22 protein-coding genes are annotated in these 25,776 nt (G+C 50.5%); 12 read left to right on the forward strand and 10 right to left on the reverse strand.

Features of this window, described 5'->3' with window-relative positions:
- Both A9B99_RS15610 and A9B99_RS15615 read right to left on the reverse strand, forming a co-directional pair.
- Nucleotides 1–443 (reverse strand): fumarate hydratase (locus A9B99_RS15610; RefSeq protein WP_197499255.1); only part of this gene is annotated, 443 nt, incomplete at its 3' end.
- A 150-nt stretch (nucleotides 444–593) separates the two neighbouring features.
- On the reverse strand, nucleotides 594–2,105 hold the full coding sequence (locus A9B99_RS15615; protein WP_064599050.1) for an anion permease: 1,512 nt from the start codon (nucleotides 2,103–2,105) through the stop codon (nucleotides 594–596).
- Nucleotides 2,106–2,795: 690 nt separating this feature from the next.
- Between A9B99_RS15615 and A9B99_RS15620 the strand changes: the two genes are divergently transcribed.
- On the forward strand, nucleotides 2,796–5,573 hold the full coding sequence (locus A9B99_RS15620) for a flavocytochrome c (protein WP_064599727.1): 2,778 nt from the start codon (nucleotides 2,796–2,798) through the stop codon (nucleotides 5,571–5,573).
- A gap of 66 nt (nucleotides 5,574–5,639) precedes the next feature.
- Entirely contained in the window at nucleotides 5,640–6,617 is a 978-nt protein-coding gene (locus A9B99_RS15625; protein WP_064599052.1) for an FAD:protein FMN transferase, read from the forward strand.
- A gap of 74 nt (nucleotides 6,618–6,691) precedes the next feature.
- Here A9B99_RS15625 and dcuR read toward each other — a convergent pair whose 3' ends face one another.
- A complete protein-coding gene (gene dcuR, locus A9B99_RS15630; protein WP_064599054.1) occupies nucleotides 6,692–7,411 on the reverse strand; it encodes a two-component system response regulator DcuR in 720 nt (239 codons plus the stop codon).
- The gene (locus A9B99_RS15635; protein ID WP_064599056.1) at nucleotides 7,408–9,039 is read right to left on the reverse strand and encodes a sensor histidine kinase; all 1,632 of its coding nucleotides are present in this window, start codon (nucleotides 9,037–9,039) and stop codon (nucleotides 7,408–7,410) included. The genes dcuR and A9B99_RS15635 overlap by 4 nt, the downstream gene beginning before the upstream one ends.
- A 1,043-nt stretch (nucleotides 9,040–10,082) precedes the next feature.
- Between A9B99_RS15635 and A9B99_RS15645 the strand changes: the two genes are divergently transcribed.
- The 3 genes from A9B99_RS15645 (at nucleotide 10,083) to A9B99_RS15655 (ending at nucleotide 11,790) form a co-directional block, all read left to right on the forward strand.
- Nucleotides 10,083–10,352, forward strand: coding sequence for a hypothetical protein (locus A9B99_RS15645; RefSeq protein ID WP_064599061.1), 270 nt, complete (start codon nucleotides 10,083–10,085; stop codon nucleotides 10,350–10,352).
- Nucleotides 10,352–11,140 carry a prepilin peptidase gene (locus tag A9B99_RS15650; protein ID WP_064599062.1) on the forward strand — a complete coding sequence of 263 codons (789 nt, stop codon included), beginning with the start codon at nucleotides 10,352–10,354 and terminating at the stop codon, nucleotides 11,138–11,140. The genes A9B99_RS15645 and A9B99_RS15650 overlap by 1 nt, the downstream gene beginning before the upstream one ends.
- 290 nt (nucleotides 11,141–11,430) lie before the next feature.
- A complete protein-coding gene (locus tag A9B99_RS15655) occupies nucleotides 11,431–11,790 on the forward strand; it encodes a hypothetical protein (RefSeq protein ID WP_064599064.1) in 360 nt (119 codons plus the stop codon).
- On the opposite strand, the gene A9B99_RS15660 is transcribed toward A9B99_RS15655, so the two are convergent.
- The gene (locus tag A9B99_RS15660; RefSeq protein ID WP_064599066.1) at nucleotides 11,784–12,572 is read right to left on the reverse strand and encodes a helix-turn-helix transcriptional regulator; all 789 of its coding nucleotides are present in this window, start codon (nucleotides 12,570–12,572) and stop codon (nucleotides 11,784–11,786) included. The genes A9B99_RS15655 and A9B99_RS15660 overlap by 7 nt on opposite strands.
- Before the next feature lie 114 nt (nucleotides 12,573–12,686).
- On the opposite strand from A9B99_RS15660, the gene cfa reads away from it, so the two are divergent.
- From cfa to gap, 3 genes are all read left to right on the forward strand, one after another.
- On the forward strand, nucleotides 12,687–13,838 hold the full coding sequence (gene cfa, locus A9B99_RS15665; RefSeq protein ID WP_064599068.1) for a cyclopropane fatty acyl phospholipid synthase: 1,152 nt from the start codon (nucleotides 12,687–12,689) through the stop codon (nucleotides 13,836–13,838).
- Nucleotides 13,839–13,931: 93 nt separating this feature from the next.
- A complete protein-coding gene (locus tag A9B99_RS15670) occupies nucleotides 13,932–14,927 on the forward strand; it encodes a GlxA family transcriptional regulator (protein ID WP_064599070.1) in 996 nt (331 codons plus the stop codon).
- Nucleotides 14,928–14,992: 65 nt separating this feature from the next.
- Nucleotides 14,993–16,003, forward strand: coding sequence for a type I glyceraldehyde-3-phosphate dehydrogenase (gap, locus tag A9B99_RS15675; RefSeq protein ID WP_064599072.1), 1,011 nt, complete (start codon nucleotides 14,993–14,995; stop codon nucleotides 16,001–16,003).
- Nucleotides 16,004–16,033: 30 nt separating this feature from the next.
- Here gap and A9B99_RS15680 read toward each other — a convergent pair whose 3' ends face one another.
- A complete protein-coding gene (locus A9B99_RS15680) occupies nucleotides 16,034–16,942 on the reverse strand; it encodes a LysR family transcriptional regulator (RefSeq protein ID WP_064599074.1) in 909 nt (302 codons plus the stop codon).
- A gap of 155 nt (nucleotides 16,943–17,097) precedes the next feature.
- Between A9B99_RS15680 and speB (A9B99_RS15685) the strand changes: the two genes are divergently transcribed.
- Genes speB (A9B99_RS15685) through A9B99_RS15700 form a run of 4 tightly spaced genes read left to right on the forward strand, consistent with a single transcriptional unit; the run spans nucleotide 17,098 to nucleotide 21,440 of the window.
- Nucleotides 17,098–18,063 (forward strand): agmatinase, encoded by a 966-nt coding sequence (gene speB, locus A9B99_RS15685; RefSeq protein WP_064599075.1) that lies wholly within the window; start codon nucleotides 17,098–17,100, stop codon nucleotides 18,061–18,063.
- On the forward strand, nucleotides 18,060–19,046 hold the full coding sequence (gene speB, locus A9B99_RS15690; RefSeq protein ID WP_064599077.1) for an agmatinase: 987 nt from the start codon (nucleotides 18,060–18,062) through the stop codon (nucleotides 19,044–19,046). Before speB (A9B99_RS15685) ends, speB (A9B99_RS15690) begins: the two co-directional genes overlap by 4 nt.
- Complete coding sequence (locus tag A9B99_RS15695; protein ID WP_064599079.1) at nucleotides 19,043–19,867, forward strand: ABC transporter substrate-binding protein; 825 nt, start codon at nucleotides 19,043–19,045, stop codon at nucleotides 19,865–19,867. The genes speB (A9B99_RS15690) and A9B99_RS15695 overlap by 4 nt, the downstream gene beginning before the upstream one ends.
- A 37-nt stretch (nucleotides 19,868–19,904) precedes the next feature.
- Nucleotides 19,905–21,440: an amino acid ABC transporter permease/ATP-binding protein gene (locus tag A9B99_RS15700; protein WP_064599081.1), complete on the forward strand. Its 1,536-nt coding sequence runs from the start codon at nucleotides 19,905–19,907 to the stop codon at nucleotides 21,438–21,440.
- Here A9B99_RS15700 and A9B99_RS15705 read toward each other — a convergent pair.
- The 4 genes from A9B99_RS15705 to A9B99_RS15720 form a co-directional block, all read right to left on the reverse strand.
- Nucleotides 21,409–21,957, reverse strand: a complete 549-nt coding sequence (locus A9B99_RS15705; RefSeq protein WP_231889203.1) for a GNAT family N-acetyltransferase — start codon at nucleotides 21,955–21,957, stop codon at nucleotides 21,409–21,411. The genes A9B99_RS15700 and A9B99_RS15705 overlap by 32 nt on opposite strands.
- A gap of 102 nt (nucleotides 21,958–22,059) precedes the next feature.
- Entirely contained in the window at nucleotides 22,060–23,301 is a 1,242-nt protein-coding gene (locus A9B99_RS15710; RefSeq protein ID WP_064599083.1) for an MFS transporter, read from the reverse strand.
- Between the two features lie 46 nt (nucleotides 23,302–23,347).
- Nucleotides 23,348–23,806 (reverse strand): MarR family winged helix-turn-helix transcriptional regulator, encoded by a 459-nt coding sequence (locus A9B99_RS15715; RefSeq protein WP_064599085.1) that lies wholly within the window; start codon nucleotides 23,804–23,806, stop codon nucleotides 23,348–23,350.
- Between the two features lie 234 nt (nucleotides 23,807–24,040).
- Entirely contained in the window at nucleotides 24,041–25,696 is a 1,656-nt protein-coding gene (locus A9B99_RS15720; protein ID WP_064599087.1) for a methyl-accepting chemotaxis protein, read from the reverse strand.
- Nucleotides 25,697–25,776: the final 80 nt, after the last annotated feature.

Consider the following 25,776-nt stretch of genomic DNA (forward strand, 5'->3'; position numbering starts at 1 on the left):
TGGGAATAACGCAGGTTCTCTTCGGTATAGGTGTTGTACACCCCCTGCGCCAGGGCCGCTTCATCGCCGCCGCCGGTCCAGACGCGCTGGCCTTTTTTCCCCATAATGATGGCGGTACCGGTATCCTGGCAGGTGGGCAGCACGCCACGGGCGGCAATTTCCGAGTTACGCAGGAACTGCAGCGCCACATATTTGTCGTTTTCACTGGCCTGTGGGTCGCTGAGAATGGCCGCCACCTGTTTCTGGTGCGACGGGCGCAACAGGAACGCGGCATCGCGGAATGCATGCTGAGCCAGCAGGGTCAGGGCTTTGGGGTCCACTTTCAGGACGCTTTCGCCGTCAAACTCACTGACAGAGACATAGTCTTTGGTTAACAGATAGTATTCGGTATCGTCTTTTGCTACAGGAAAAGGATTCTGGTAGTAGAAGGGTTTGGTTGACATTTTGTTCCTCACTTCATCCATTATTGTCGCCATTCTTCCAGTGACACAGCTGTTGGCGACGGTCGTTATTGATGCCTTCGCCAGCGATATAGCATGGCAAAGGCTGAGGTGCAGACAGTGTAAAACCGGGGCGTAGCGCCCCGGTAATCATCAGAACATCATGGACATCCATGGATAGCCAATCACAATCAGTGCTACCAGGAACAGGACACCGAAGATGGTTCCCAGACGCCAGTAGTCTTTGGTCGGTAAGTAACCACTACCATAGTATATCGGGCTGGGGCCAGTACCATATGGCGTGATGATACCCATCACACCTAACGAAGTGACCAGCAACAGGCAGAAGACTTGCATGTTCATACCCGGAATAGTGGAACCGATAGTCAGTACAGCTGGCAGCAATGCGGTGGTGTGTGCCGTCGTGCTGGCAAACAGATAGTGCAGCAGGTAAAACGCCAGCAGCAGTACAATTGTTGCAGTGCCCGGAGAAATACCACTCATCAGTGCGCCACCTTCTTTACCCAGCCAGCTAATAAAGCCGGTTGAAGAAAGGCCACCTGCCAGCGCAACCAGCGTTGCGAACCACACAAATGTGTTCCAGGCTGCTTTGTTGCCCGTAATATCGCTCCACTCCAGTACACCAGTCCACAGCATCAGTGTGATAACCAGTAATGCAGCCATTGCCGGTTCAATCCAACTGGCAGCGAAAATCCACATCATCAGTGCACAGCACACGAACACCAGCAACAGAATTTCGTTACGAGACAGACGCCCCAGTTTAGCCAGTTCTTCACTCGCCCAGCGCGGTACTTCATCGTTGATTTTGACTTCAGGCGGATACAGCCAGTAAGCCAACAGCGGCATAATGAGAATCAGCAGTACACCCAGAGGCAGGAAAGCCATGAACCAGTTGCCCCAGGAGATAGCAATACCGACGGTGCTTTTCACCAGGGCCAGTGCCAGCAGGTTTGGTGCCAGCGCGGACAGGAACATGGAGCTGGTTATACAGGTGGCGGTAATGGCTACCCACATCAGGTAGGAACCAATTCTGCGAGCACTCGGATCATTAGGTTTTGAACCGTAAAGTGGAGGCAGGTTGGCAATGATGGGGTAAATCGTGCCACCACTACGTGCTGTATTTGAGGGGGTGAACGGAGCCAGTAACAGATCTGCCAGAGTAATGGCGTAACCCAGTGTCAGACTGCGGCGGCCAAGATATTTCACCAGAATCAGCGCCAGGCGGCGACCAAACTGGGTTTTATCATAGCCTGCGGCAAACATGAATGCACCGAAGATAAGCCAGACGGTGGAGTTACCGAAACCACTCACCGCCCATTTAAACGATGCAGCAGCCATTTTGAATTTCGGTGCAGCCATCTCGTCAGGGCTGAACAGCAACCACTGACTAAACAGCGCGATGACAACGACACCTGTCAGGCCAATCACGGCACCGGGTAACGGCTCAAAAATCAGCCCGACAATAACACCAACAAAAATGGCAAAGAAGTGCCATGCATAGGGTTGTAAGCCTTGAGGAGTAGGGACCAGCAGTAGTAATACTGCTACCAGAACTGGCAGGAGCATAAACAGCAGGCGGTTTTTTTTACCCCCCGGTGCTTTGCTTGCCGGTTTTGTAACCGATGTTTTCGTAGTTTCTTTCATGATGATTTGTCTATAAGTAGTTAAGAATCTTGTGATGCACAGATAAGACAGCTCTGATTTTTTTAGTTACTTAAGTTTTTTTAGTTATTTAATAGTGACATTTTAATCGACCTCTCTTTGGTATTTTCTACGGATCGGTAGTAAATCTCCTGGCCCGACTAAATGCTTATATAATGCTTTTTTTATATTTTCTACTTTTGATCAGGATCAATAAATTACGGCGATATTTTCATTTTTGAATAATAAATTCTAATGTAAATAAAAATCACGAGAATAGCCTTTAATTTTGCATGTGAATTGCGATTTTTTTTAACCTCGATTGAGATAATCCCTTTGTTTGTATTTTATTCTCATTTTTTTACGTTAAGTTTCTACTGGTAGGAGTTGTTACATCCCTTTGATGGTGCGGGTTTTGTGGTCTTTTATTGTGTTTATTAACACTTTTGATTATAGGTAAATAAAAGGTTAAATAAGATTGTGTTTATGTAAATTATGAATTTAAAATTGCTTTTTAATTAGTGAAATTCTCCTTAATTTTCTCGGTAAATAGTTATTTAACTAATGTTATTACTTTTGGAACTAAAAAAGGATTTATATTAAAGGTATGCAATCGGTAACGAATAAAAAAGAAAAATAAAACACCGGCAACAGAATTCAATTTTTAAAATTATGATCTTTGGAGCTGCTAATATGAACAGTGACGATAAAGTCTTGAGTCCATTTACGTTACCCAATGGCACTGTATTGAAAAACCGCCTGTTGATGGCGCCGATGACAACCTGTACCGGTTTTTATGATGGTACCGTCAATAGCGAACTGGTTGAGTACTACCGTGAACGTGCTGGTGCGATAGGTACAGTTATTGTTGAGTGCTGCTTTATTGATGACCGTGGCCTGGCGTTCCCTGGCGCTATTGGTATTGATAACGACAACAAAATCGAAGGCCTGGCAAAAATCGCGGAAGCAATCAAGAGCAGGGGTTCTAAAGCTGTTCTGCAGATTTACCATGGCGGCCGTATGGTTGAGCCAAAACTGATTGGTGGCCGTGCGCCGGTTGGCCCGAGCGCTGTCGCTGCACCTCGTGATGGAGCTGCCACACCAGAAGAACTGACCGCTGAAGAAGTGGACGGCATGATAACCAAATTTGGTGAGGGTGTCCGCCGCGCGATTCAGGCCGGGTTTGATGGCGTGGAAATTCACGGTGCCAACACTTATCTGATTCAGCAGTTCTTCTCTCCGAACTCAAACCTGCGTACAGATAAATGGGGCGGCAACCGTGATAACCGTGCCCGTTTCCCTATGGCTGTGCTGGAAATTACCCACCAGATGGTGCAGCAATACGCTGACCCGTCTTTTATTATCGGCTACCGCTTCTCACCAGAAGAACTGGAAGTACCAGGCATCCGTTTTGATGACACCATGTTCCTGCTGGAAAAACTGGCTGAACGGGGTGTGGATTACCTGCACTTCTCTGTTGGTTACACATTGCGTTCTTCCATTGTTGAAACCACAGACCCAACTCCGCTTATCGAGAAATATGTTGCCATGCGTTCTGAAAGACTGGCGCAGATTCCGGTAATGGGCGTAGGTGGCGTAGTGAATAGAGACGATGTGGATCTGGCTATGGAACATGGCTATGATCTGGTCGCTATTGGTAAAGCCTGCATTGCCTATCCGGACTGGGCAGACCGCATTGCGAAAGGCGAGAAACTGGATCTGTTTATCGACAGCACCAAACGTGAAGCCTTAACCATCCCGGAACCGTTATGGCGATTCTCACTGGTTGACGCCATGATTCGCGATATGAGCATGGCCTCCAAAAAATTCAAACCGGGTATCTTCCAGGAAAAAGTACAGGATGATGCCAATGAATTATTGATTAATGTCAGCCTGGAAACCGACCGTATTGTTGATATTGCCCTGGCGGATAACCCGGCGCTGGATGTTGAGTTCTCCACCAGTTTCGACATCATCCGCGAGCGTATTCTGGATGCCAACAGCCCGCACGTTGACGCGGTTACCGGTGCAACCACTCAGAGTGAAGCTGTGAAAAAAGCAGTTTCTAAAGCCATTGCCAAATCCTGTAAAGCGCAGTTACTGGAAGAAGGGGGCGATGTTAACCAACCTCAGCATTACGATGTGGTAGTGGTAGGGAGTGGCGGTGCAGGTCTGGCGGCTGCCATTCAGGCATGTGATGAAGGTGCCCGAGTCCTGATTGTGGAAAAAATGTCCAGCATTGGCGGGAACACCATTAAAGCTTCTGTTGGGATGAACGCGGCAGAAACACGCTACCAGAAATTAAAAGGTATTGAAGACAGTAAAGAACTGTTCTACCAGGAAACGCTGAAAGGCGGGCACTTTAAAAATAACCCGGTTTTGCTGCGTGAATTTGTGGAACAGGCACCCCAGGCGATTGAATGGCTGGCAGAGCATGGTATCGAACTGAGCGACATCACCATTACTGGTGGGATGAGCATTGACCGTACTCACCGCCCGGCTGACGCGTCAGCCGTCGGGGGCTTCCTGATAAGTGGTTTGGTGAAAAACGTCAACAAACGCAACATTGATGTCATGCTGGACACTTCAGTAACCCAGATTCGTTACGAAAATGGCGCTGTCGCCGGAGTTGAGTTGTTGAATGACGAAAATGAATCTCTGGTCATCAACGCAAAAAGCGTCGTTGTGGCAACCGGTGGCTTCAGTGCTAACCGTGACATGGTGGTGAAATATCGCCCTGAACTGGATGGCTTTGTGACCACGAACCATAAAGGTGCGACAGGTTCAGGTATTGCCATTCTGGAAGCGATTGGCGCGGCTACTGTGGATATGGGCGAAATTCAAATTCACCCAACGGTTGAACAAACCACTTCTTACCTGATTTCTGAATCAATCCGCGGGGGTGGGGCAATTCTGGTAAGCCAGGCGGGTAACCGTTTCTTCAATGAAATGGAAACCCGCGATAAAGTGTCTGCGCAGATTATCGCATTACCGGAAAAATATGCTTACGTGGTGTTTGATGAACAGGTCCGTCTGAAAAACAAAGCGGCAGATGAGTATATCGCGCGCGGGTTTGTTGAAAGTGCTGAATCACCGCGTAAATTGGCCGATAAACTGGGTATGGATTACCACGCGTTCCTCGCTACACTGGAGCGTTACAATGTGTTTGTCGACAAACAGTATGACGAAGATTTTGGCCGTAAAACAGCAATGCGTCACCCACTGAACCAGGGGCCATTCTATGCGATTCGTATCGCCCCGGGGGTGCACCACACTATGGGTGGTGTGACAATTGATACCGATACTCAGGTTCTGGATGCCAGCAAAGCGGTACTGAAAGGTGCTTTTGCGGCCGGTGAAGTGGTTGGGGGTATCCATGGTGGTAACCGTATTGGTGGTAATGCGGTTGCGGATATTATCATCTTCGGTATTCTGGCAGGCCGTAACGCAGCACACAACGCGTTGCGCTAAACATCACTACGGTGCCTGCTGGCCTGGCAGGCACCGTATTTCTCCCGCAATACTGCAGGTGATGCTATGCCGCAAGAAGCTCATGTTTATTCTTACTCCGCCGTACTGATGGGCTCCCCCATTCTGTTAAAACTCTTTCAGCATAATGAACACCTGGCCCACCAGGTTTTTCGCCTGATCAAACACTACGAAAACCTGCTCACTGTTAACCGTTCACCCTCTGAAGTAATGAACATTAACCATGCTGCGGGTCTGCACCCGGTGGTGGTTAACCCGGCGGTATATCAGTTGATTAAGTGTGCTAAATCCGCAAGCCTGCTGCCCAACAGTGCTTTTAACCTCGCCATTGGCCCGCTGGTTAAATGCTGGAAAATTGGTTTTCAGGGGAGCAGTGTTCCCCCGGCGGACGAGATTAGCACGCGTTTAGCCCTAACCAGTCCTCACCAGGTGATACTGGATGATGAGCAACATAGCGTATTCCTTACTCAGGCTGGTATGGAACTCGACCTGGGGGCTATCGCGAAAGGGTATATCGCCGACCGGGTCAGGGATTTTCTTCACAGCCAGCAGGTTTTTCAGGGGCTGATTAACCTGGGCGGCAATGTTCAGACTCTTGGCGGAGCTTCACAAATGAGGGGTACGCCCTGGTCAGTCGGCCTGAAAAAACCGTTTGCCGGGCCAGATGACCTGATTGGCGTAATTGAAGTGGAAGGAAAGTCAGTCGTGACATCCGGTACTTATGAGCGCTGGTTTGAGTTTGCTGGCAAGCGTTATCACCATATTCTTGACCCGAGCACAGGGTATCCGCTGGATAACGAACTTCACAGTGTGACTATTGTGTCTGAAGACTCTGTTGATGGTGATATCTGGACTACATTGATATATGGCATGGGTGTGGAACAAGGTTGTGCCTGCCTGGCGAATAAACCGGGAATTGAAGCGATTTTTGTCACCAAAGACCGCAGAGTTGTCCTTTCATCACAGCAGTTATTTACGTTCACATTGCAGGACTCATCTTACCAACTGGCTCCACAGGGTAGTTGATACCTGCTGGCGTGGTTCCCCGGTAGCGCGCAATAACACGCGCACACCGGGCAAGTACGCATGGGCAAATACTGTTACTGGCAGTATTGCTTGAGTAATGCGTAATGTTCTGCCTGCAGTCGGTAACGGTAAACCGGGCGGCCGGTTACACCATAGTGAATACTGGTAAACAATATTTCGCTTTGCGCCAGCCAGATAAGGTATTTACGGCACGAAACGCGGGAAATATTCACGGCGTTTGCCAGTTCATCGGTAGAAAACTCATTACCCGGATGGGCGTCAATCCACAGGCAAATGGTACGCAGGGTTTGTGGTGTCAGGCCCTTTGGTAACCGTTTCGATTCGCTGTTTTGCTGGAGATTACCCCGAATCAACCTGTCCACATCCGCCTGCTCGTAATATTGCTGGTTATCCATCAAGTTTTTCTTCTGACGCCAGCCTGTCAGTGCTTCTTCAAACCGCGAGAACTGAAAGGGTTTGATCAGATAATCCACAACACCATAATTCAGTGATTTCTTGATATTGTCGGCATCGGCGGCGGAAGAAATCACAATCACGTCGATGGGGCGTTGTGCCTGGCGCAACACAGGTAACAGATCCAGACCATTGTCCTGCTGCATATAAATATCCAGCAGAATAAGGTCGATAGGTTGCTGCTTGTTGAGCACCAGTTCGCTGGCTTGTTGCAACGTTGAGGCTGTGGCGCAGCAGGTAAAACCGGGTACCTGGGCAACATAACAACGGTTCAGTTCCGCGACCATCGCATCATCATCGACTATCAACACATTGATCATGTGCTCATCCTCTTACCATCCCAGGGAAGTTGTACATAAAATTGAGTGTAAACACCGGGCTCTGATTCAACCGAAATGGAGCCACCGAGGTTTTCTGCTTGTTGCTTCGCGAGGAACAGCCCAACACCGCGTTCACTTCCCTTGGAAGAGAAACCTTTTTCAAAGATAGCCTGAACATTTTCGGGGGCAATACCAGGGCCATCATCACTCACTTCACATGAAAGCCAGCCTTCCTGGTAATGCAGTAATACACTGACTTCCCCTTCGGGTTGCCCCTGAAGTGCATCAAAGGCATTTTCAATCAGGTTGCCCAAAACAGTGATTAATACCGCGACCTGGTCTTCATTATCGTTATCCGGCATCAGACAATCTTCTGCCAGAGTAAGACGCAGGCCAGCGTCATGAGCACGGTTAATTTTCCCCAACAGAAAACCGACAATGACTGGCGATTTAATTTTTAACTGCAGTGAGCCAATTTCAGCCTGGTAGTTATTTGCGGTGCTGAGAATATAGTCTTCCAGCCGCTCATAACTCTTCATGTGCAGTAACCCCAGAATAACATGTAATTTATTCATGAATTCATGGGAGCGTTCTCGCAACGCATCGACATAGTTTACCATGCCGCTCAGTCGCTGCATTAACTGACTGACTTCGGTTTTGTCCCTGAAAGTACAAATTGCGCCAATAATCGTATTATTACTGTGCACCGGGACGGTATTACTCAGCAAAACACGGCCATTGAGCGTTATTTCCTGGTCCCGGAGCGGTTTGCCTGTTTGCAATACTTCACGTAACGTGGCAATAAGTGGCTGTGAATCGCTGATGTGGCCGGGTAGCGGTACATCAACGCTACTGGTGTCACGCAGCAGTTGCCGTGCGGTCTGGTTGATTAAATTGACATGGGCCTGGTCATCAACAGCGATAACCCCTTCTTTAATAGACTGCAACATGGCCTGGCGTTGTTCAAACAATGTCGAGATCTCATAGGGTTCAAGGCCAAACAAAATGCGTTTCAGCATCCGTACCAGGCACCAGATACCAATGGCACTGATTAATGCACCGAACAGTGCGGTCCAGACAATGCTCCAGCGGCTGTGATTAATTTGCGCTTTTACTTTATCGAGGGAAATACCTATCGCTACTACGCCAATCTGTTGGTGCTGGCTATCATAGACCGGGGTATATACTCGTACCGCTTCACCCAGCACACCATGGTTAACCGAGACATTCTCATTACCCACTAACGCCGTGTTAATGTCATTGCCAATGTAGTGGTGACCAATGGCGTCTTTGTTTGGGTGGGAGTAACGAATACCATCCATATTGGTAATCACGACAAACAACAGGTCATTACGTTTGCGAATGGCTTCCGCCAGGGGCTGTATTTGCCGGGTTTGTGGTGGCAGTAATAAAGCCTGCTGGACCTGTGGCGAATCTGCCAGTGTGCGGGCGACAGCCATAGCTTTGTCTTCCAGCCCATCACGCGTGGCATCGCTTATCTGAAAAAAGTAGAGCAGGTGGACCACCAACAATAATGGAATAATGACGGCGCTCACCATCAAAATGACGGATGTGCTCAGCTTCATTGGCCGCTTGCGAGCTGTGCGGGGTTGCTGCGAGTCGCTCATGGGCACCCTTAACACAAAAAAATCAGGTGATTATTATCGCTTGCTGAGGTTATTTGTAAATATCCGATTCTCTTTGATAATGCATTTATGATGATAAATCAGATGTTGCTCTGTTCTTTGTTGAATTGCGGCGAAAAATGTGCCTTTAGCGGGTTATGAAAAATGGATGCTGCGGGATTTGAGAGCGAGAATCATTGCCTTGATTAGCACCTTTAAAACGTTATGGGATTATTTGTTGAATACAGATTTTAAACGGGCAGTATTCAGGCAGGTTAACTATTGTTATGTATTATTATGATGAGCTTATATCTGTTGGTTTGTTGGGTTTTATCCGTTTTTTTGTTGGTGTGAGTGGGTTTTCAGAGCGAATCCTGAAATGTTAATTGGTTGTTCTGTTCAGGTTGAATATAAGGTTTGTTGTATTTCGTACCAGTAGTGTGAATTTTTGCTTGTCTTCTTTTAATGGTTTTTTATTATTTTTAGCTGTTTTACGGTGCCAGTTCCAAATTTTTCAGTGAATTGTAAATTGAGATGCGGTAATTGCGTTGCAGGTGTTATTGTTCGCCCGCCAGTGCGAATCCGGTAGCCCTTCAATATGGAGCGCCCGCTTATGTACTACCAGGCCTGAGCGTGATTACGTCGCAGGGGTGCTTTGCCCGAGAATTCTGGAATGAAGCGCGTACTCAGTCATCAACTCCCTGGCGAATGTAGTCAATAAAAGAAAAAGTTTTTCATACAGAATATCAATGTATTCATGGTAATATTTTTGTTGCTGTTTGGTGTGGCGGGAAAATAGCATCTCTGCTGTTTTTTTGTCTTTCTTTTTTTCGTGGCTAATGATTGTCTGGTTGTTTCTCAATATAACTGTGTTCACCCGCGCATTCATGATTCCGGTAAAATGAATTATGGGTGGTTTCACTGGTATGGGTTACAGAGCATGTATTCATGTTTTTCTATTGTGCGTTACAAACAGGAAATACACCTTCTGCCCATAGTTACCAACTGTGTGCAGGGTGAGGCAGTATTAATATTCAGGAGGCAAAATGGAATTCGTTCCGAAATTAAGTGTTCAACCAGAAAATAGTACAATGGGAAATATTATTCAGAGTGCGCTGCCGACTTTATTGTGTGCATATCAGCTATGCGGTTCAGCACTATGTTATACACAGCGTACCACCAGGTTAGTGATAACAGCCGGTTACGAAATCGTCGCGCTGCGTGAAAATAGCGCACAGTACTATGGTGAAACCGCAGCAGTAACGAATTCCTGTATTGATGTTGTGCTGGTACCTCATTGTGAGGGACTTCGTTAATGGCCATTGAACTGTTTTCATTTCCCTTTATTGCCTTACTGGGCGCCAGTGCCGGGAGTGTGGTGAATGTTTTGCTCTGGCGTATCCCAATAATGCTGGAACAACCCCATAACCGTGATTTTAACCTCTGCCTGCCCCGTTCACACTGCCCGCTGTGCAAAGCCCCTGTTGCCTGGTATTACAATGTGCCGGTATTGGGCTGGCTATTGCTGAAAGGGCGCACTGCCTGTTGTCTGCAACCTCTGGCCTGGCGTTATGTGCTGACCGAGTTGTCGCTGGCTGCGATTTCACTGTGGCTGGCCTGCCTGTTGACCAGTCAGGTTTTGCTTGCCGCTGGCGTACTGTTATCAGCGTTACTGGCCGCACTGTTGTTGACAGATTTACAGCATATGTTACTGCCCGACATGCTCACACAGCCCTTACTGTGGAGTGGGCTGTTACTGGCGCTTTCCGGTGCCGGGCCGGTTAGCCTGGAATTAGCCCTGGCAGGCGCGGTAACAGGGTATTTAGCTTTATGGCTGCTGTACTGGGTTGTGCTGCTGGTACGTAATAAAGAAGGGATGGGCCATGGGGACTTTAAACTGCTGGCGGCGCTCGGAGCATGGTGTGGCTGGCAAATGCTTCCGTTCATTTTGCTGGGGGCGGCATTGCTGACTTTGGTGTTTATGCTGGTGGCGCACGCCATGAATCAGCGTTCACTCCACCAGGCCGTTCCTTTTGGGCCGGGGCTTGCGGTGAGTGGCTGGCTGGGCTGGTTACAGGCCGTTCACCTGCCATTTTTCTGGTAAACGCTGTGGTTTACTACTGCCTGGCAGAGGGACAGGCCTGGGTAATCTTCCTGCCTGATGTACCGGGTTTACTACACAACACTGCACTTATCGGGTGATATTGTCCGTTAATCTATAACATCTGTCTTAGTGGCGTAATAACGGACAACGCGTTTTGATGGATAATCAGACAACTGCTCGTTTTCCATGGCGTGGCTGGCTAATAGCGCCGGTCTGTGCCGTTTTCGTTGGTTGCTTTACATTTATCTGCGGTAACACGCAGATTTGGCAACAGTTGTGGAGACTTCCTGATGTACGACTCAATTGACCAGTTGTTTTCCCGTGCTGAAAGTTTACTGGCTGCGGGTATGCACCGCCGTGCCGCACGTTTGCTGCGTGATATCGCCACCTCTCCTGAAACCCCTGATTCCGCCCGTAAACGCGCATGGCATATGATAGGCGAACCACAAATCTCGGCAGATGAAAAACGCCGCCAGGGAATAGAGAAAGCGTTGCAGGCAGCCCAACGGCGCCAGCAACTGGTGGATGACCGCCAGCTTGTGATAGCTTACTTCAACCAGGGGTACAGTGCTCCCGAGGTACAGAGCATGACCGGGCGTTCAAAAGCATTTGTTGCCGCCTGGCATAAAAAATGGGCGAGCCTTCAGTAACGCGAAGGTGGAACACCAAACATTTGGCGAAACGCATATGTAAAGGATGCGATGCTGGAATAGCCTAAATCCAGTGCCACCTGAGTCACACTATGGTTGTTTTTTAGTAAAATAACGGCGTCCAGTAAGCGCATTTTCTGTTTCCATTCACTGAATGTAATACCGGTTTCTTTTTTGAAGCGCCGGGAAAAAGTGCGAACAGACATGCCACAGTGCGCTGCCCATTCATCAATAGTATGGGCGTGCCCGGGTTCAGCCTGAATAGCCCGGCACACCTGCATAATTGCCGGGGAAGCAGGCCAGGCAAGCGAAAAACCGGCATCAGGCAATTTTTCCAGCAAGTGGAGCAATACCGTAACCAACATGCCATTTGGCCCGGTTTCTTCATAATGCGCCGGAACATGAGTTGTCGCATGGTGAATAAATTCCCGCACAAAATGGCTCACCACCACCACATGGCAACTGGCGTGGTTCAGTGCGATTTTCCCTGGCGAAATGTACAAACTTTCTAATTGGGTATCACCGCTGGCCTGCACCTGGTGCGGTGTATTTTGTGGGATCCAGATACCATGAAATACCGGCACAAATAGCGTTCTGCCATCCACCTCAACCCGCATTCCGCCTTTACGCGCGTAAAGAAACTCAACAAACCCATGCTGATGCTGAGCAACATAGTGGTTGTTGGGTATCGGGTAACTGCGGAAATACACCGGCCGGGGGAGGTGGGTGATTTCTGCCGCACGGGTAGCGGCTGGGTCTTCAACTCTGGCAGGGCGTGGCATCGCAAGGTTGTCCTGTATTCGATATAAATTGTCTTTGCATGGTAATACCTGCCATGAATGAATTCCATAAAATAATCAGACGACTAACCTTTCAAACATCTGCAGGAAACCAGAATGAGTCATACCTCTCTCGCGGTGGAGTCTTCCACGCAACGTGATGCCTGGTGGCGTATTGCCGAAACACTACTTGATGAAGCCGGTATCACAATTAATGGTTCGGGGGCTGCGGATATCCAGGTAAAAAATCCCAACGTATTTAAGCGCATATTGCAACAAGGATCCCTTGGTCTGGGGGAAAGCTATATGGATGGCTGGTGGGAGTGCGAACGCCTTGACCTCTTCTTTACCCGTATTCTTAACGCCGGGCTGGACACTAAAATTCCTCACCACCTGAAAGATGTATTACGTATTTTATGGGCGCGGACAGTCAATCTCCAGTCACGTAAACGGGCGTGGATTGTGGGCAAAGAACACTATGATTTGGGAAATGATCTGTTTACCCGCATGCTCGATCCCTTTATGCAATATTCCTGCGGGTACTGGAAAACAGCCACTGATCTTGCCAGCGCCCAGCAAGCGAAACTGCGCCTGATTGGTGAAAAACTACAACTGCGCCCGGGAATGAAAGTGCTGGATATTGGCTGCGGTTGGGGCGGGCTGGCCGAATTTCTTGCCCGGGAATATGGTGTGTCCGTGTACGGGGTCACCATTTCCCGTGAACAACAGGCACTGGCGCAACAGCGCTGTGCTGGCCTGGACGTGACTATCCTGCTCAAGGATTACCGCGACCTGAACGAACAGTTCGACCGCATTGTTTCGGTTGGGATGTTTGAACATGTTGGCCCGAAAAACTATGCCACCTATTTCTCCGTTGTGGCCCGCAATCTCAATCCTGACGGGTTATTCTTATTGCATTCTATTGGTTCCAATAAAACGGATATGAATGTTGACCCATGGATTAATAAATACATCTTTCCCAACGGCTGCCTGCCATCTGTGCGCCAAATAGCAGATGCCAGCGAACCCCATTTTGTGATGGAAGACTGGCATAACTTTGGCCCGGATTACGACAAAACGCTCATGGCCTGGTACCAGCGTTTCCTCACTGCCTGGCCAGAGATTGCCAGCAACTACTCTCCACGTTTTAAACGAATGTTCACCTATTACCTTAATGCCTGTGCCGGGGCTTTCCGCTCCCGTGACATTCAGTTATGGCAGGTGGTGTTCTCTCACGGCACTGAAGGTGGGCTGCGCGTACCACGTTAATTCGGTACTGCCGGTAGTTGCAGGGCGTTGTCTGAATTTGTTTACTGGTTATAATTAGTGACCAATCCAGTTACCATAACGCCCTGGCTGCCAATGAACTCAGTGCTGATTATTGTTCCCGATGGGGGCATGTTATTTGAATCTGTCGGGGTAACCGACATCCTGATGCAGGCGAACGAACGTAATGCCTGTAGTGGCCTGGCGCAAGCGCCATATCAGGTCACTATTGCCACGACCCAAATGCATAAAGCAGTGCATGGCCGTTCCGGGCTGACATTGCTGGCTGATGCCCGGCTGACGGAACTGGATCCCCGGGAAAAGCGTGGCACGATAATGGTCACCGGGCGTGGTGTGGATGCAGAGGAAGATGATGCAGTTGCCAGCTGGTTACGCATGGCGGCTCCGTATACACAACGTATCGTCTCTGTGTGTGGTGGCGCGTTATTACTGGCGATGGCGGGTGTGTTGAACGGGCGCCGGGCAACAACTCACTGGCGGCTGCTGGATTACATGGCGCAAACCTGGCCGGATATTACCGTTGAGCGCGGGCCAATATATGTCCATGATGGCCCGGTGTGGACATCAGCCGGTGTCAGCTCTGGCTTTGATCTCACACTGGCACTGGTGGAAGCGGATATGGGGCATGCCATTGCCCGTGAAGTGGCTCAGGATATGGTGATGTACCTGCGCCGCCCGGGTGGGCAAAGCCAGTTCAGCCGCTACCTGCCAGCCAGAGCCGCAAAGCCGGGGCCAATCCGGGATTTACAGGACTGGATTCAGAGCAACCTGGCTGAAAACTTATCAGTGGAAAAGCTGGCGGAATCTCTGGCAATGAGCCCACGTAACTTCAACCGGGTATTTTTACGGGAAACGGGCACCAGCCCGGCAAAATATGTTGAGCATGTCCGGCTGGATGCTGCCCGGGAGTACCTGGAACGAACGCGTGAAGGGATTGAGCAAATCGCATTACAGACTGGTTTTGGTTCAGGAATCAACTTACGCCGCGTCTTTGAACGCCATTTACAGGTTGCCCCCACGACTTACCGCGAACGCTTTTATGCCAGCACGATGGCTGAAATTGATCGTTAAATGTCATATTCGCCAGTCGCCGTACTCAGTACAGTAGTTAACAGAAACTGACTGAGGAGGTATTTATGGTTAAGGTAGGCATTAACGGATTTGGGCGTATTGGCCGCAATGTACTGCGCGCGGCGCTTGGCCAGGATGATTTCAATGTCGTCGCAATTAACGACCTCACCGACAGCGCCACTCTGGCGCATTTACTCAAATACGACTCCCTGATGGGGAAATTTCCGGTCAGCGTGGAACCCGAAGGTGATAACTTGTTAGTTGGGGGCAAACCCATTCGGGTTTTTGCCCACCGCGACCCGGCAGAGATCCCCTGGCATTCACTGGATGTGGATATAGTCATTGAAGCCACTGGCTTTTTTACCGAAAAAAGCAAAGCAGAAGTGCATGTCACTCACGGCGGCGCTAAACGTGTGATTATCTCGGCACCAGGAAAAAACGATGACATCACCATTGTGATGGGGGTAAACGACACCCAGTACAACCCTGAAAAGCATATCGTGGTCAGTAACGGCAGTTGCACCACCAATGGCCTGGCTCCCGCAGTCCAGGTACTGAACCAGGCGTTTGGTATTGAACATGGCATGATGAACACCACGCATGCTTATACCAACAGCCAGGCACTGCACGACCAGCCGGAAAAAGATTTGCGTGGTGCCCGTGCCGCTGCGTTATCTATCGTGCCGTATTCCAGTGGCGCGGCAAAAGCAATTGGCAGGGTTATCCCAGAGCTTGATGGCCGGCTTACCGGGTATTCTTTACGGGTGCCGGTGCCTGTAGTCTCAATTGTCGACTTGAGTGTGAACCTGAAACGGGATGTCACTGTGGAAGAAGTGAACGCCGCTTTTCGGGCTGCCGCCAGTGAAGGGCCGATGAAGGGGATCCTCGGCTACAGCGATGAACCACTGGTGTCCAGTGATTACCGGGGCGACCCGCGCTCTTCCATTATTGACGGGTTGTCTACCCTGGTTATTGGTGGACGCATGGTGAAAGTGCTTGCCTGGTATGACAACGAATGGGGTTTTTCAAACCGCCTGGTCGACCTGGCGCTGATGATGGCGCGCCTTGGGTTATAACGGGTTTATCCTCGCTTTATCCCGGTGCATTCAGTGCCGGGATTTGCTATTTTTCGCAGAATTTCTCAGCAAATCACGTACTGTTCGTATCAATATCTCTTTACTGCGCCCACGGCGGAAAATCAGGGAAAAGGGAGCCTGATAACCATAATCGGTGGGTAACAGTGCCCGCAACCGTTGTTGCTTTACCCAGTTCAGTGCGTAATGTTCTGGTAAATACCCAATATATTTTCCCGAGAGGATCAGCATCAGTTGTGCTTCCATACTCTCCACGCTGGCAAGGCTCTGTTTAAACCCTTTCTTACCCAAATCTGCCGCACTCCAGTAACTGCGTGTGACCATACGCATCTGGGAAATATGCGCCACTGTAGGGTGGCGAACCGTAAATAATTCATGTTGATCACTGCAATACAACCAGTGTTGTTCACGGTATAACGGGTGTGAGACCACACTGTTGCCTTGCAGAGAAAAAGTGCCAACAGCAATATCGAGTTCATTATTCAGAATGCCGTGTAACAGCGCATTCGGGTTTTTGATCTGCAGGTTAAGGTGAACCAGGGGAAACAGTTCACTGAACCGGGCAATAGCTTTACTGGCAGGAAGCATTGGGTCGGTAATCGTGGAGTCAATAATGCCCAGGTTGAGAGTGCCACTTTGTTCTCCACGCAGTGACGCCGTGTAGCGGTCAAAATTTTCCAGTGTGTTCAGTAACGTCATACTCTGCTGTAAAAAGGCTTCACCTTTGGTTGTCAGCGCAAACCCGCCTCGCCCCCGGCGGCACAGCACAAACCCCAGCTTATCTTCCAGCTCACTCATGTAATTACTGATAGCCGATACAGTTAAATTCAGCTCCCCCTGGGCATTGGCAAACCCCTGGTGTTTGGCCACAGTGACAAAAATATGCACCAACCGAAGATTGGGGAATTTCCCAGCAGCCATAAGCGATTACCTCTGTTTTATTCCATCAATTAGTTTTCCTTTTTCTAAACTAATTTTTTGCTTTTTGCTATTTTTTCATCCTTTCTCCCTGATGCACTATTTCCAGACACACCGGGGGCAGAGTTGCCTGCTCCGCTAACCAGGAGAAAGTGCTCATGGAGAAAGTGTATAACCAACCGCAGGGGGGCAATGAAATGCCGCGCTTTGCAGGGCGTGGCACCATGCTACGCCTGCCTTTCTGCGACAGCCCTGCTGGCCTTGATGTGGCATTTGTTGGGATCCCTCTGGACGTGGGTACTTCACAACGTGCCGGAACCCGCTACGGGCCACGTAATATCCGCAATGAATCCGTGATGATTCGCCCGTACAACATGGCAACCGGAGCGGCACCTTTTGATTCTTTGCAGGTTGGTGATATTGGCGATGTGCCAATTAACACCTACAGCTTACTGAAATCTGTCGACATCATTGAAGATTTTTATACCCGTCTTAACGACTGGCCGCTTATCCCCCTCACTCTGGGCGGTGACCACACGTTAACGCTGCCCATTCTGCGCGCACTGGCGAAAAAACACGGCCCGGTGGGGCTGATTCATGTTGATGCCCATACCGACACCAACGATGACATGTTCGGCGAGAAAATCGCTCACGGCACCACTTTCCGCCGGGCGGTAGAAGAGGGTTTGCTGGATTGCCAGCGTGTTGTGCAAATTGGGCAACGTGCCCAGGGCTATGCCAGTGGTGATTTCCAGTGGGGGGTAGACCAGGGGTTCCGGCTGATCCCGGTTGAGCAGTGCTGGCATAAAAGCCTGTCCCCCCTGATGGCGGAAGTGCGCCAAATGATGGGCGCGGGCCCGGTGTACCTCTCTTACGATATAGACAGCATTGACCCGGCCTGGGCACCTGGCACTGGTACTCCGGAAGTTGGCGGGCTCAGCGCCATTCAGGCACTGGAAATTGTTCGTGGTTGCCGGGGGTTAAACCTGACTGGCTGCGACCTGGTCGAAGTCTCCCCCCCTTACGATATTAGCGGTATGACTGCACAACTTGGCGCCAACTTGCTGTACGAAATGCTGTGTGTGTTGCCCGGAGTGCGTTATCAAGGAGAAACACGTCTGTGAATACATTAACTTCAACGGATTATCCGCAGCCCCAAAGTGGCGATATTCCCCGTTACAGCGGGCTGCCGACCTTTTTTCGCCTGCCATTTGGCGCACAAATTGCATCGCTGGATATCGGTGTGGTGGGCGTGCCCTGGGATGGCGGTACCACCAACCGGGCGGGAACCCGCCACGGACCACGCGAATTACGTAATGCCTCAAGCCTGGTACGCCGGGTTCATCCGGTGACATACCAGTCACCCTATGACCTGGCAAGAGTGGGGGATCTGGGCGATGTGCAGGTTAACCCGGTCGATGTGCAGGACAGCCTGGCGCGGATCGAAAACTATTACCGCACTCTGTATCAGCAGCAGGTAATGCCACTGACAGCCGGCGGCGATCACCTGACCACACTGCCCATTCTGCGGGCGCTGGGGCGGGAACAGCCAGTGGGCATGATCCATTTTGATGCGCATTCCGATACCAACGATACCTATTTTGGCGGTGAACGCTTTACCCATGGCACACCGTTTCGCCGTGCGGTGGAAGAGGGTGTGCTTGATCCCCAACGCACAGTACAAATTGGTATCCGTGGCGCGCTGTTCAGTGAACATGACCACGTTTGGGCCCGGGCCAACGGCATCACCATTATTCCCATGGAACAAGTGACGCAAGAAGGTATGCAAACCGTAATGGAGCGGGCCAGAGCCATTGTCGGGATGGAACCGACCTATATCAGTTTCGATATTGACGTGCTGGACCCGGTCTATGCACCCGGTACCGGTACGCCAGAAATCGGAGGAATGACCACGCTTCAGGCACAGCACGGTGTGCGCCTGTTGCAGGGGTTGAACTTAGTGGGCGCTGATGTGGTGGAAGTGGCACCGCCTTTTGACCAGGGCAACCTGACCAGCATGACCGGTGCCACCATGATGTTTGAATTACTTTGCCAGCTTGCCGGTGCGCATCATCGGCGAATGACTTCTACAGGAGCAATGCGATGACTCAGGCTGTTTCTCTTCGTGGTGTATGTGTGGCCCTGGCGTTAATGGCGGGCCTGGGCACGGTTTCTTCAGCAGTCAGTGCGGCCGATGGCACGCTGAAACCGGGGGTATTAAAAGTGGGGATGGAAGTGGCTTACCCGCCGTTTGAATCCTGGCAGGACAACAAAATTGTCGGGTTCGATGCTGAGCTGGCGCAATTACTCAGCCAGCAAATGGGCTTACAACTGCAACTGGCAGATACCAAATTCAGTGGACTGATCCTCGGGCTGAATGCCGACCGCCATGACACAGTCATTTCCGCACTGTATATCACGCCAGAGCGCACAGCTCAGGCCGATGCCATTCCTTATGCCGACACCGGCGCGTACATCATGGTGCGTAATGACAGCACCATTGCACCAAAAACAGAAAAAGACCTGTGTGGCGTAACAGTAGGGTTGCAGCAGGGGACATCCTGGGTGAAAAAACTGCGTGAGCTTTCAGACAGCTACTGCAAAACCAGCGGTAAAGGCACCATTACGGTGAAAGAGTTCCCTACCGCGCCGGAAACCATGCAGGCTTTGCTGGCAGGCCATGTTCAGGCTCAGGTGGATATCGCCGGTGCAGTCAGCATGTTTGCTGAACGCAGCCATGGCCGGGTGAAAATCACGTCACCCAACACCATTTACCCGCAAACCCTGGGTATCTATGTGAAAAAAGGCAATGACGCGTTGAAAGCCAGCCTGACTAAGGCCCTGGCAACTCTGCGCCAGAACGGGGAATACGCCGCATTACTGAAAAAGTATGCCCGTTACGGCATTACGGATACCCAGACCCGCTAATGGCAGGTGGTGTTAACCGGACAGGAGAGAGCAGCATATGACATTTAACTGGGCCTATTTCTTTTCACTTTTTTCGATGAATGCGTTTTGGCAGGCCTGTGTCACCGTGGTCGAATTAAGCGTGCTCTCCTGGCTGGCAGGCCTGGTACTGGGCTTTCTGATGGCCAGTGCCCGGCTGTCCGGGCCGGGCTGGTTGAAAAGTATCAGCCAGGTCTATATCTGGTTATTTCGCAGCGTACCTCTGCTGGTGCTGGTGGTGTTTGTCTATAACCTGCCGCAACTGTTCCCCGGCACAGGTGCTATTTTGGGTAACGCCTTTGTGGCTGGCCTGATAGCAACCGTGCTGGTGGAAACCGCGTATATGGCGGAAATCCATCGTGGCGGGTTGCTCTCAGTGGCTAAAGGGCAGCACGAAGCAGGCCATGCACTGGGGTTTGGCTATGTTGGCATTCAGCGCATGGTGGTTATCCCGCAGGCACTACGCATCGCACTGCCATCTCTTATCAATGAATTTATTACCATTGTGAAGCAAACCTCTCTGGTGTCCGTTATCTCATTGCCTGAACTGCTGATGACCGGCCAACGGTTATATGCTGAAAACTTTCTGGTGATGGAAACCCTGGCGGCAGTGGCGGTTTACTATGTATTGATAGTCTCGGTCTTCAGCTTATTGTTCCAGCTTGTTGAGCGTCGGGTTAACGTGCAGGCTAAAACACCACAAACCCTGGCCGACGAACAGCTTGCCGCGTTACGTGAACAGGCTCAGCCTCTGGCATTGCGCCAGCCAGCAATACAACACGGCAGCCCTGATGCGCTGTTAATGAAGGATATTCATAAAGCCTGGGGGCAGCATGAAGTACTGAAAGGCGTAGAACTACGGGTTGCACCCGGTGAAGTAGTCAGTGTGATTGGTCCGTCGGGTTCGGGAAAAACGACATTAATTCGCACCATTAATGGCCTGGAAAGTCTGGATAAAGGTGAGGTGGTGTTATTCGGTGAAGGGTTTATTCAGGCAGGCAATGCCCGCAACCGTAAGGCTGAACAACAAGGTATTCGCCGTATTGGTATGGTTTTTCAGGGGTTTAACCTGTTTCCCCACTACACTATTTTGCAAAACGTGATGCTGGCTCAGCGGTATCACCACCAACCCGAAAAAGAAACAGTACGCCGTGCCCAGGCGCTGTGGTTGCTGGATAAAGTGGGGTTGCTGGCGCATGTGGATAAGTACCCGCACCAGTTATCCGGTGGGCAGCAACAACGTGTGGCGATAGCCAGAGCACTGGCGTTGTCGCCGGATATCATGTTGTTTGATGAACCGACTTCGGCACTGGATCCGGAACGCGTGGGTGAAGTGCTGAAAGTGATCAGTGAGCTGGCCCGGGAAGGCATGACAATGGTTATTGTTACGCACGAGATGGATTTTGCCCTGGCCATTTCGGACCGGGTGATACTCATGAACCAGGGGAATATTCAGGCCGATGCCACACCGGCCCATATTCGTTGTGGAGAGCACAGCCCCGCTTTACAACGCATTCGCCAGTTTATGGGTGTGAATGCGGCTGAAGTGGCCTGAAGTTTTCTTCATAAAGACGGTACTCACAATCATCGTAATAGTGGCCATTCAGTAAATAGCTCTCTTTGGTCACTATTTCACAGCGAAACCCCACCTTTTCCAGCAACTGAATGGAAGCCTGGTTTTCTCTGAGTGCCAGTGCACTGATTTTCTTTATGCCGGGCAGATTGAGAGCAAACTGGCATACCGCAGACAGGGCTTCATATGCATAGCCTTTTCCCCGAACGTGTGGCAACAGGCTGTAACCTACAGCCGCCGCATCGGGCACCAGTCTGTTGATATTCAGGCCAATATCGCCTACCGCCTGAGGGTTGTGCTGTTCACGAATAATAAAATAGCAGCCCGGTTCCTGGTTCAGCAGGCGCTCAAAACTCTGGCGAATACCGTCTTCATTATCAATTTCCGCCATGTATTTCATGACGTCCGGGTTCTGGCGCAGCGCCAGGTAAAACGGCCAGTCATTGGCATTAAGAGGGGCCAGGACCAGGCGTGCGGTGAAAAGTTCGTTTTTCATCATGGCAATTACATATGGCAGAGTAGTGGGATGCAAAAAAAACGCTGTCACCATACCACGTTTGCCCGGTTGTTGGTCTTGTGTTGTTGTGGTGTCCCGGTTTTTTTAGGGCACATCGTGAGTTGTGGTGGAAAGTTGCGCCCTGTGCTGGCGTAACCAAACCACAATGCCAATTACTGCGGCGATGATACCCGCTGCAGCACCAATTCCCATGGCACTGCGCGCACCATAGTTGTCTGCGACCCAGCCCGCAATAGGCGCGCCGATTGGCGTCCCACCCATGGCAATACAGATACGCAACGCCATAACCCGTCCACGCATGCTGGATTCAGTCGTCAGTTGCACCAGACTGTTGGAGGTATTCATAAAAGTCAGTGACGCAACCCCGGTTATGCCCAGCATCGCGGCAAACCACCAGTAACCTGGGGATACAGCAGCCAGAATACAACCTATACCGAAAAAACCGGCACCCAGAATTAAGGTGGTGAAACGTGGCCGTTCGCGCCCGGCACACATCAGTGCGCCCAGCAGCGTGCCACAAGCCATCACCGAGGAGAGCAAACCAAAACCACGGGCATCGGTATGAAATACACTGACAGCCATTGTCGAAATATAAATCGGGAAGTTAAGGCCGAATGTGCCAATAAAAAACAGCATCAGCAGAATGGCTTTCAGATCAGGCCGGCCTTTAACATAGCGCAGCCCTTCAACAAAATTGCCTTTCTTGCGTGCTGCCCGCACTTGGGGGTAGAGCTTATCTGCCTGCAGAAACAGCAGTGAAATCAGCACAGCGATAAACGACAGCCCATTTAGCGCAAACGCCCAGCCGGTACCTACGGCGGCAATCACCAGCCCGGACACGGCAGGGCCAATCATCCGCGCCGAATTAAACGAGGTAGAGTTGAGTGCTACTGCATTGGGTAAATCGTTATCGCCAACCAGTTCGGCAACAAAAGTTTGCCTGGCCGGGGCATCGAAGGCATTGGCTGTACCAAACAAAAATGCGAAGACATAAACATGCCATAACTGAACCAGGCCGGTAATGGTCAGCACTCCAAGCCCCAGGGCCAGGATGCCCATAATCGCCTGTGTGGTCAGCAATAACTTACGCTGATTAAAGTAATCCGCTGCAAAACCGGTCCACGGCAGGAACAATAACGGTGGGGCAAACTGCAATGCCATGACGACGCCAACGGCTGACGCATTATGGTTCGTGAGTTGCGTCAGGACTATCCAGTCCTGCGCCACACGCTGTACCCAGGTGCCAATATTTGACACAAAGGCACCGCAGGCCCAAATACGGTAATTGGTATTGCGAAATGAACGAAAAATCGTGGTGACTGACATAGCGACCTGCGGTTAGCACATAGTTTCTGGGGAGAAGGCCGGTTGATTATTTCCCGTTACTGGCATCATCGGTCAGCCGGTTAATCAGGCTGATGGCCTGGGAAAGCGTTTCTTGCTCATCCTCACTGAGAGACGCTGAAATCGAACGGGTTAACCAGTCCTTACGCAGTGCCCGGCGGGGCATAACCCACGCATACCAGGCATCAGTAAGCGAAAGTAATGTCTGTCGCCCGTCATTGGGGTCCGGATTGCCTGTGATAAACCCCGCTGCCATCAGGCTGTTGACAATGGCCGCCATCGATTGTGGGCGAATACCTTCAGAGCGCGCCAATGCTGAAACGGTTTCTGCACCCTCATTCTCCAGGTGGTGTAGCACGGCAAGTTGAGAGGCGGAAAGTTCACTCAAGGTGGACTGCTGGCGCAACCGGCGACGGAGTTTGCGCATAGCAGTTTGCAGGGACTGAGCCAGAATGGCGCTTTGTTCTGAAGGGATGGATGTATTCATATGCAGTTCATTGCCAGCCAGCTGTGTTCTTAATTCGTCAAATTACAGGCCTGCTGGCAGCGACCTGTCAGTTGAAGTATCTACAGCTAAACTGTACAGCTAAACTGAAAAGTTTTCCTGTGTAAAAAAACAAAACCGCACGGAATGCCCAATGTGGTTTTTTACGAACCTTATAAAAAAGCCGGGAAACCTGTGAATTTCCCGGCAACGCTCTGCGTTATTTACTGCTTATTATTAGAATGTTTCCCAGTTTTCCCCGGTGTTGGCGGTAAGCGCCTTCACGCTCTGGGACGGTTTTAGCGCCGGCTTTCTCACTTCAGAATTCGCTTTTGGGGTATAGCTGCTGCCCAGGTCAAACACCGCAATGGCTCCTGTCAGGTGTTCTGCTTCCATCTCCAGGGCAGCGGCACTGGTGGCGGCCTGTTGCACTTGCGCAGCGTTTTGTTGAGTGACGCTATCCATCTCATTCATCGCCTGGCTGATTTGGTCGATACCTCGGGTCTGTTCATCTGAAGCGACAGATATTTCACCCATCAATTCCCGTACCCGGCTAACAGAGGTAATGATGGTTTCCATTGCTTTACCTGCTTCCTGAACCTGGCCCACGCCAGTAGTCACACGGTTGACAGATTCACTGATTAAACCTTCTATCTCTTTGGCGGCCTGTGCGCTGCGCTGTGCCAGAGAGCGTACTTCACTGGCGACGACGGCAAAACCACGCCCTTGTTCACCCGCTCTGGCAGCTTCGACTGCGGCGTTCAGTGCCAGAATATTGGTCTGGAACGAGATGCTGTTAATTACGCTGGTGATATCCGCAATTTTGTGTGAGCTCTCAGAAATTCCTGCCATGGTTTTCACCACTGTGCTGGTAATTTCCCCCCCTTTTTGGGCCACACTTTGTGCTTCATCGGTTAACTGGCATGCCTGGTGAACATTTTCCGCGTTGTTTTTTACCGTGGAAGTCAGTTCTTCCATACTCGCTGAAGTTTGTTGCAATGCCGCTGCCTGCTGGTCGGTACGGCCAGAGAGTTCTTCATTACCTTTACGGATATGGCTGGTACTGGTGTAAATGGTGCCAGAGCTGTCACGGATTACTGTCACTGTATTGCGCAGACTCTCTTGCATGCTACGGATGTAAGGGATCAGCTGCCCTGCGCAGTTGCGGCCAAAGTCATCGATGTTATGTTGTAACTGGCCTGCGGTTAAGCGCTCCAGGTGCTTCTTGATGATGCCTACAGGGCGCACCAGATAAGCCACCAGGTAACGGTCTGTCAGAAACAGGGTAATAATGCCTGCCACCAGGGCACTCAGCAGAATAAAGCGGTTGCTGTTAATGTGCGACTGAGCTTGCTGAACAGTACTGTCAGCCTGAATCGCTTTGGTGTATTTCTCGGCGGTTACGCCAAACTGTACACTCAGCGGCGGATAAACCTGGCGAAATGTCTGGCGGAAAGCATCCAGATTATTCGCTTCAGCGTTTTGTAACATGGGCGCGATGGTGTTGAGCAGGGCTTCCCAATCATGAACCATGTTCTGGACCAGTGCTTCATCTACGCCCGGGTGTTGGCTTTGGCGAAACTCAGCCAGCATATCCTGAGTGATTTTCAGTGCCTTGCCTGCTGAGGCGAAGGTTTTCTCTGCATCTGCAACATCACCGGACTGACGGAAGTCAACCGCACGTAACATCCGCGTCATGGTGCGGAAATACTGGTCGTTACCTTTTACCAACATGGCGTAGGTTTTTTTCTGCACCATGGTTTGGTCAAGTAGTTGATTAATATCACTGAAGTTTTTCAGTGTTGATGTTGCCGCCACACCCCAAATCAATGTGAACAGGGCAAGGATGATCAACAACATTTTTCTGATAGTAATATCTTTTAAGATCTGCATAATTGGCTCCGGATAATCAGTGTGGTTATCCACAGTTAAGGATAATGGCCAACATGAGACTGGCTTTGCGTTATTTGAAA

The organism is Mangrovibacter phragmitis, assembly GCF_001655675.1.
In the GTDB taxonomy this organism is placed as follows: Bacteria; Pseudomonadota; Gammaproteobacteria; order Enterobacterales; family Enterobacteriaceae; genus Mangrovibacter; species Mangrovibacter phragmitis.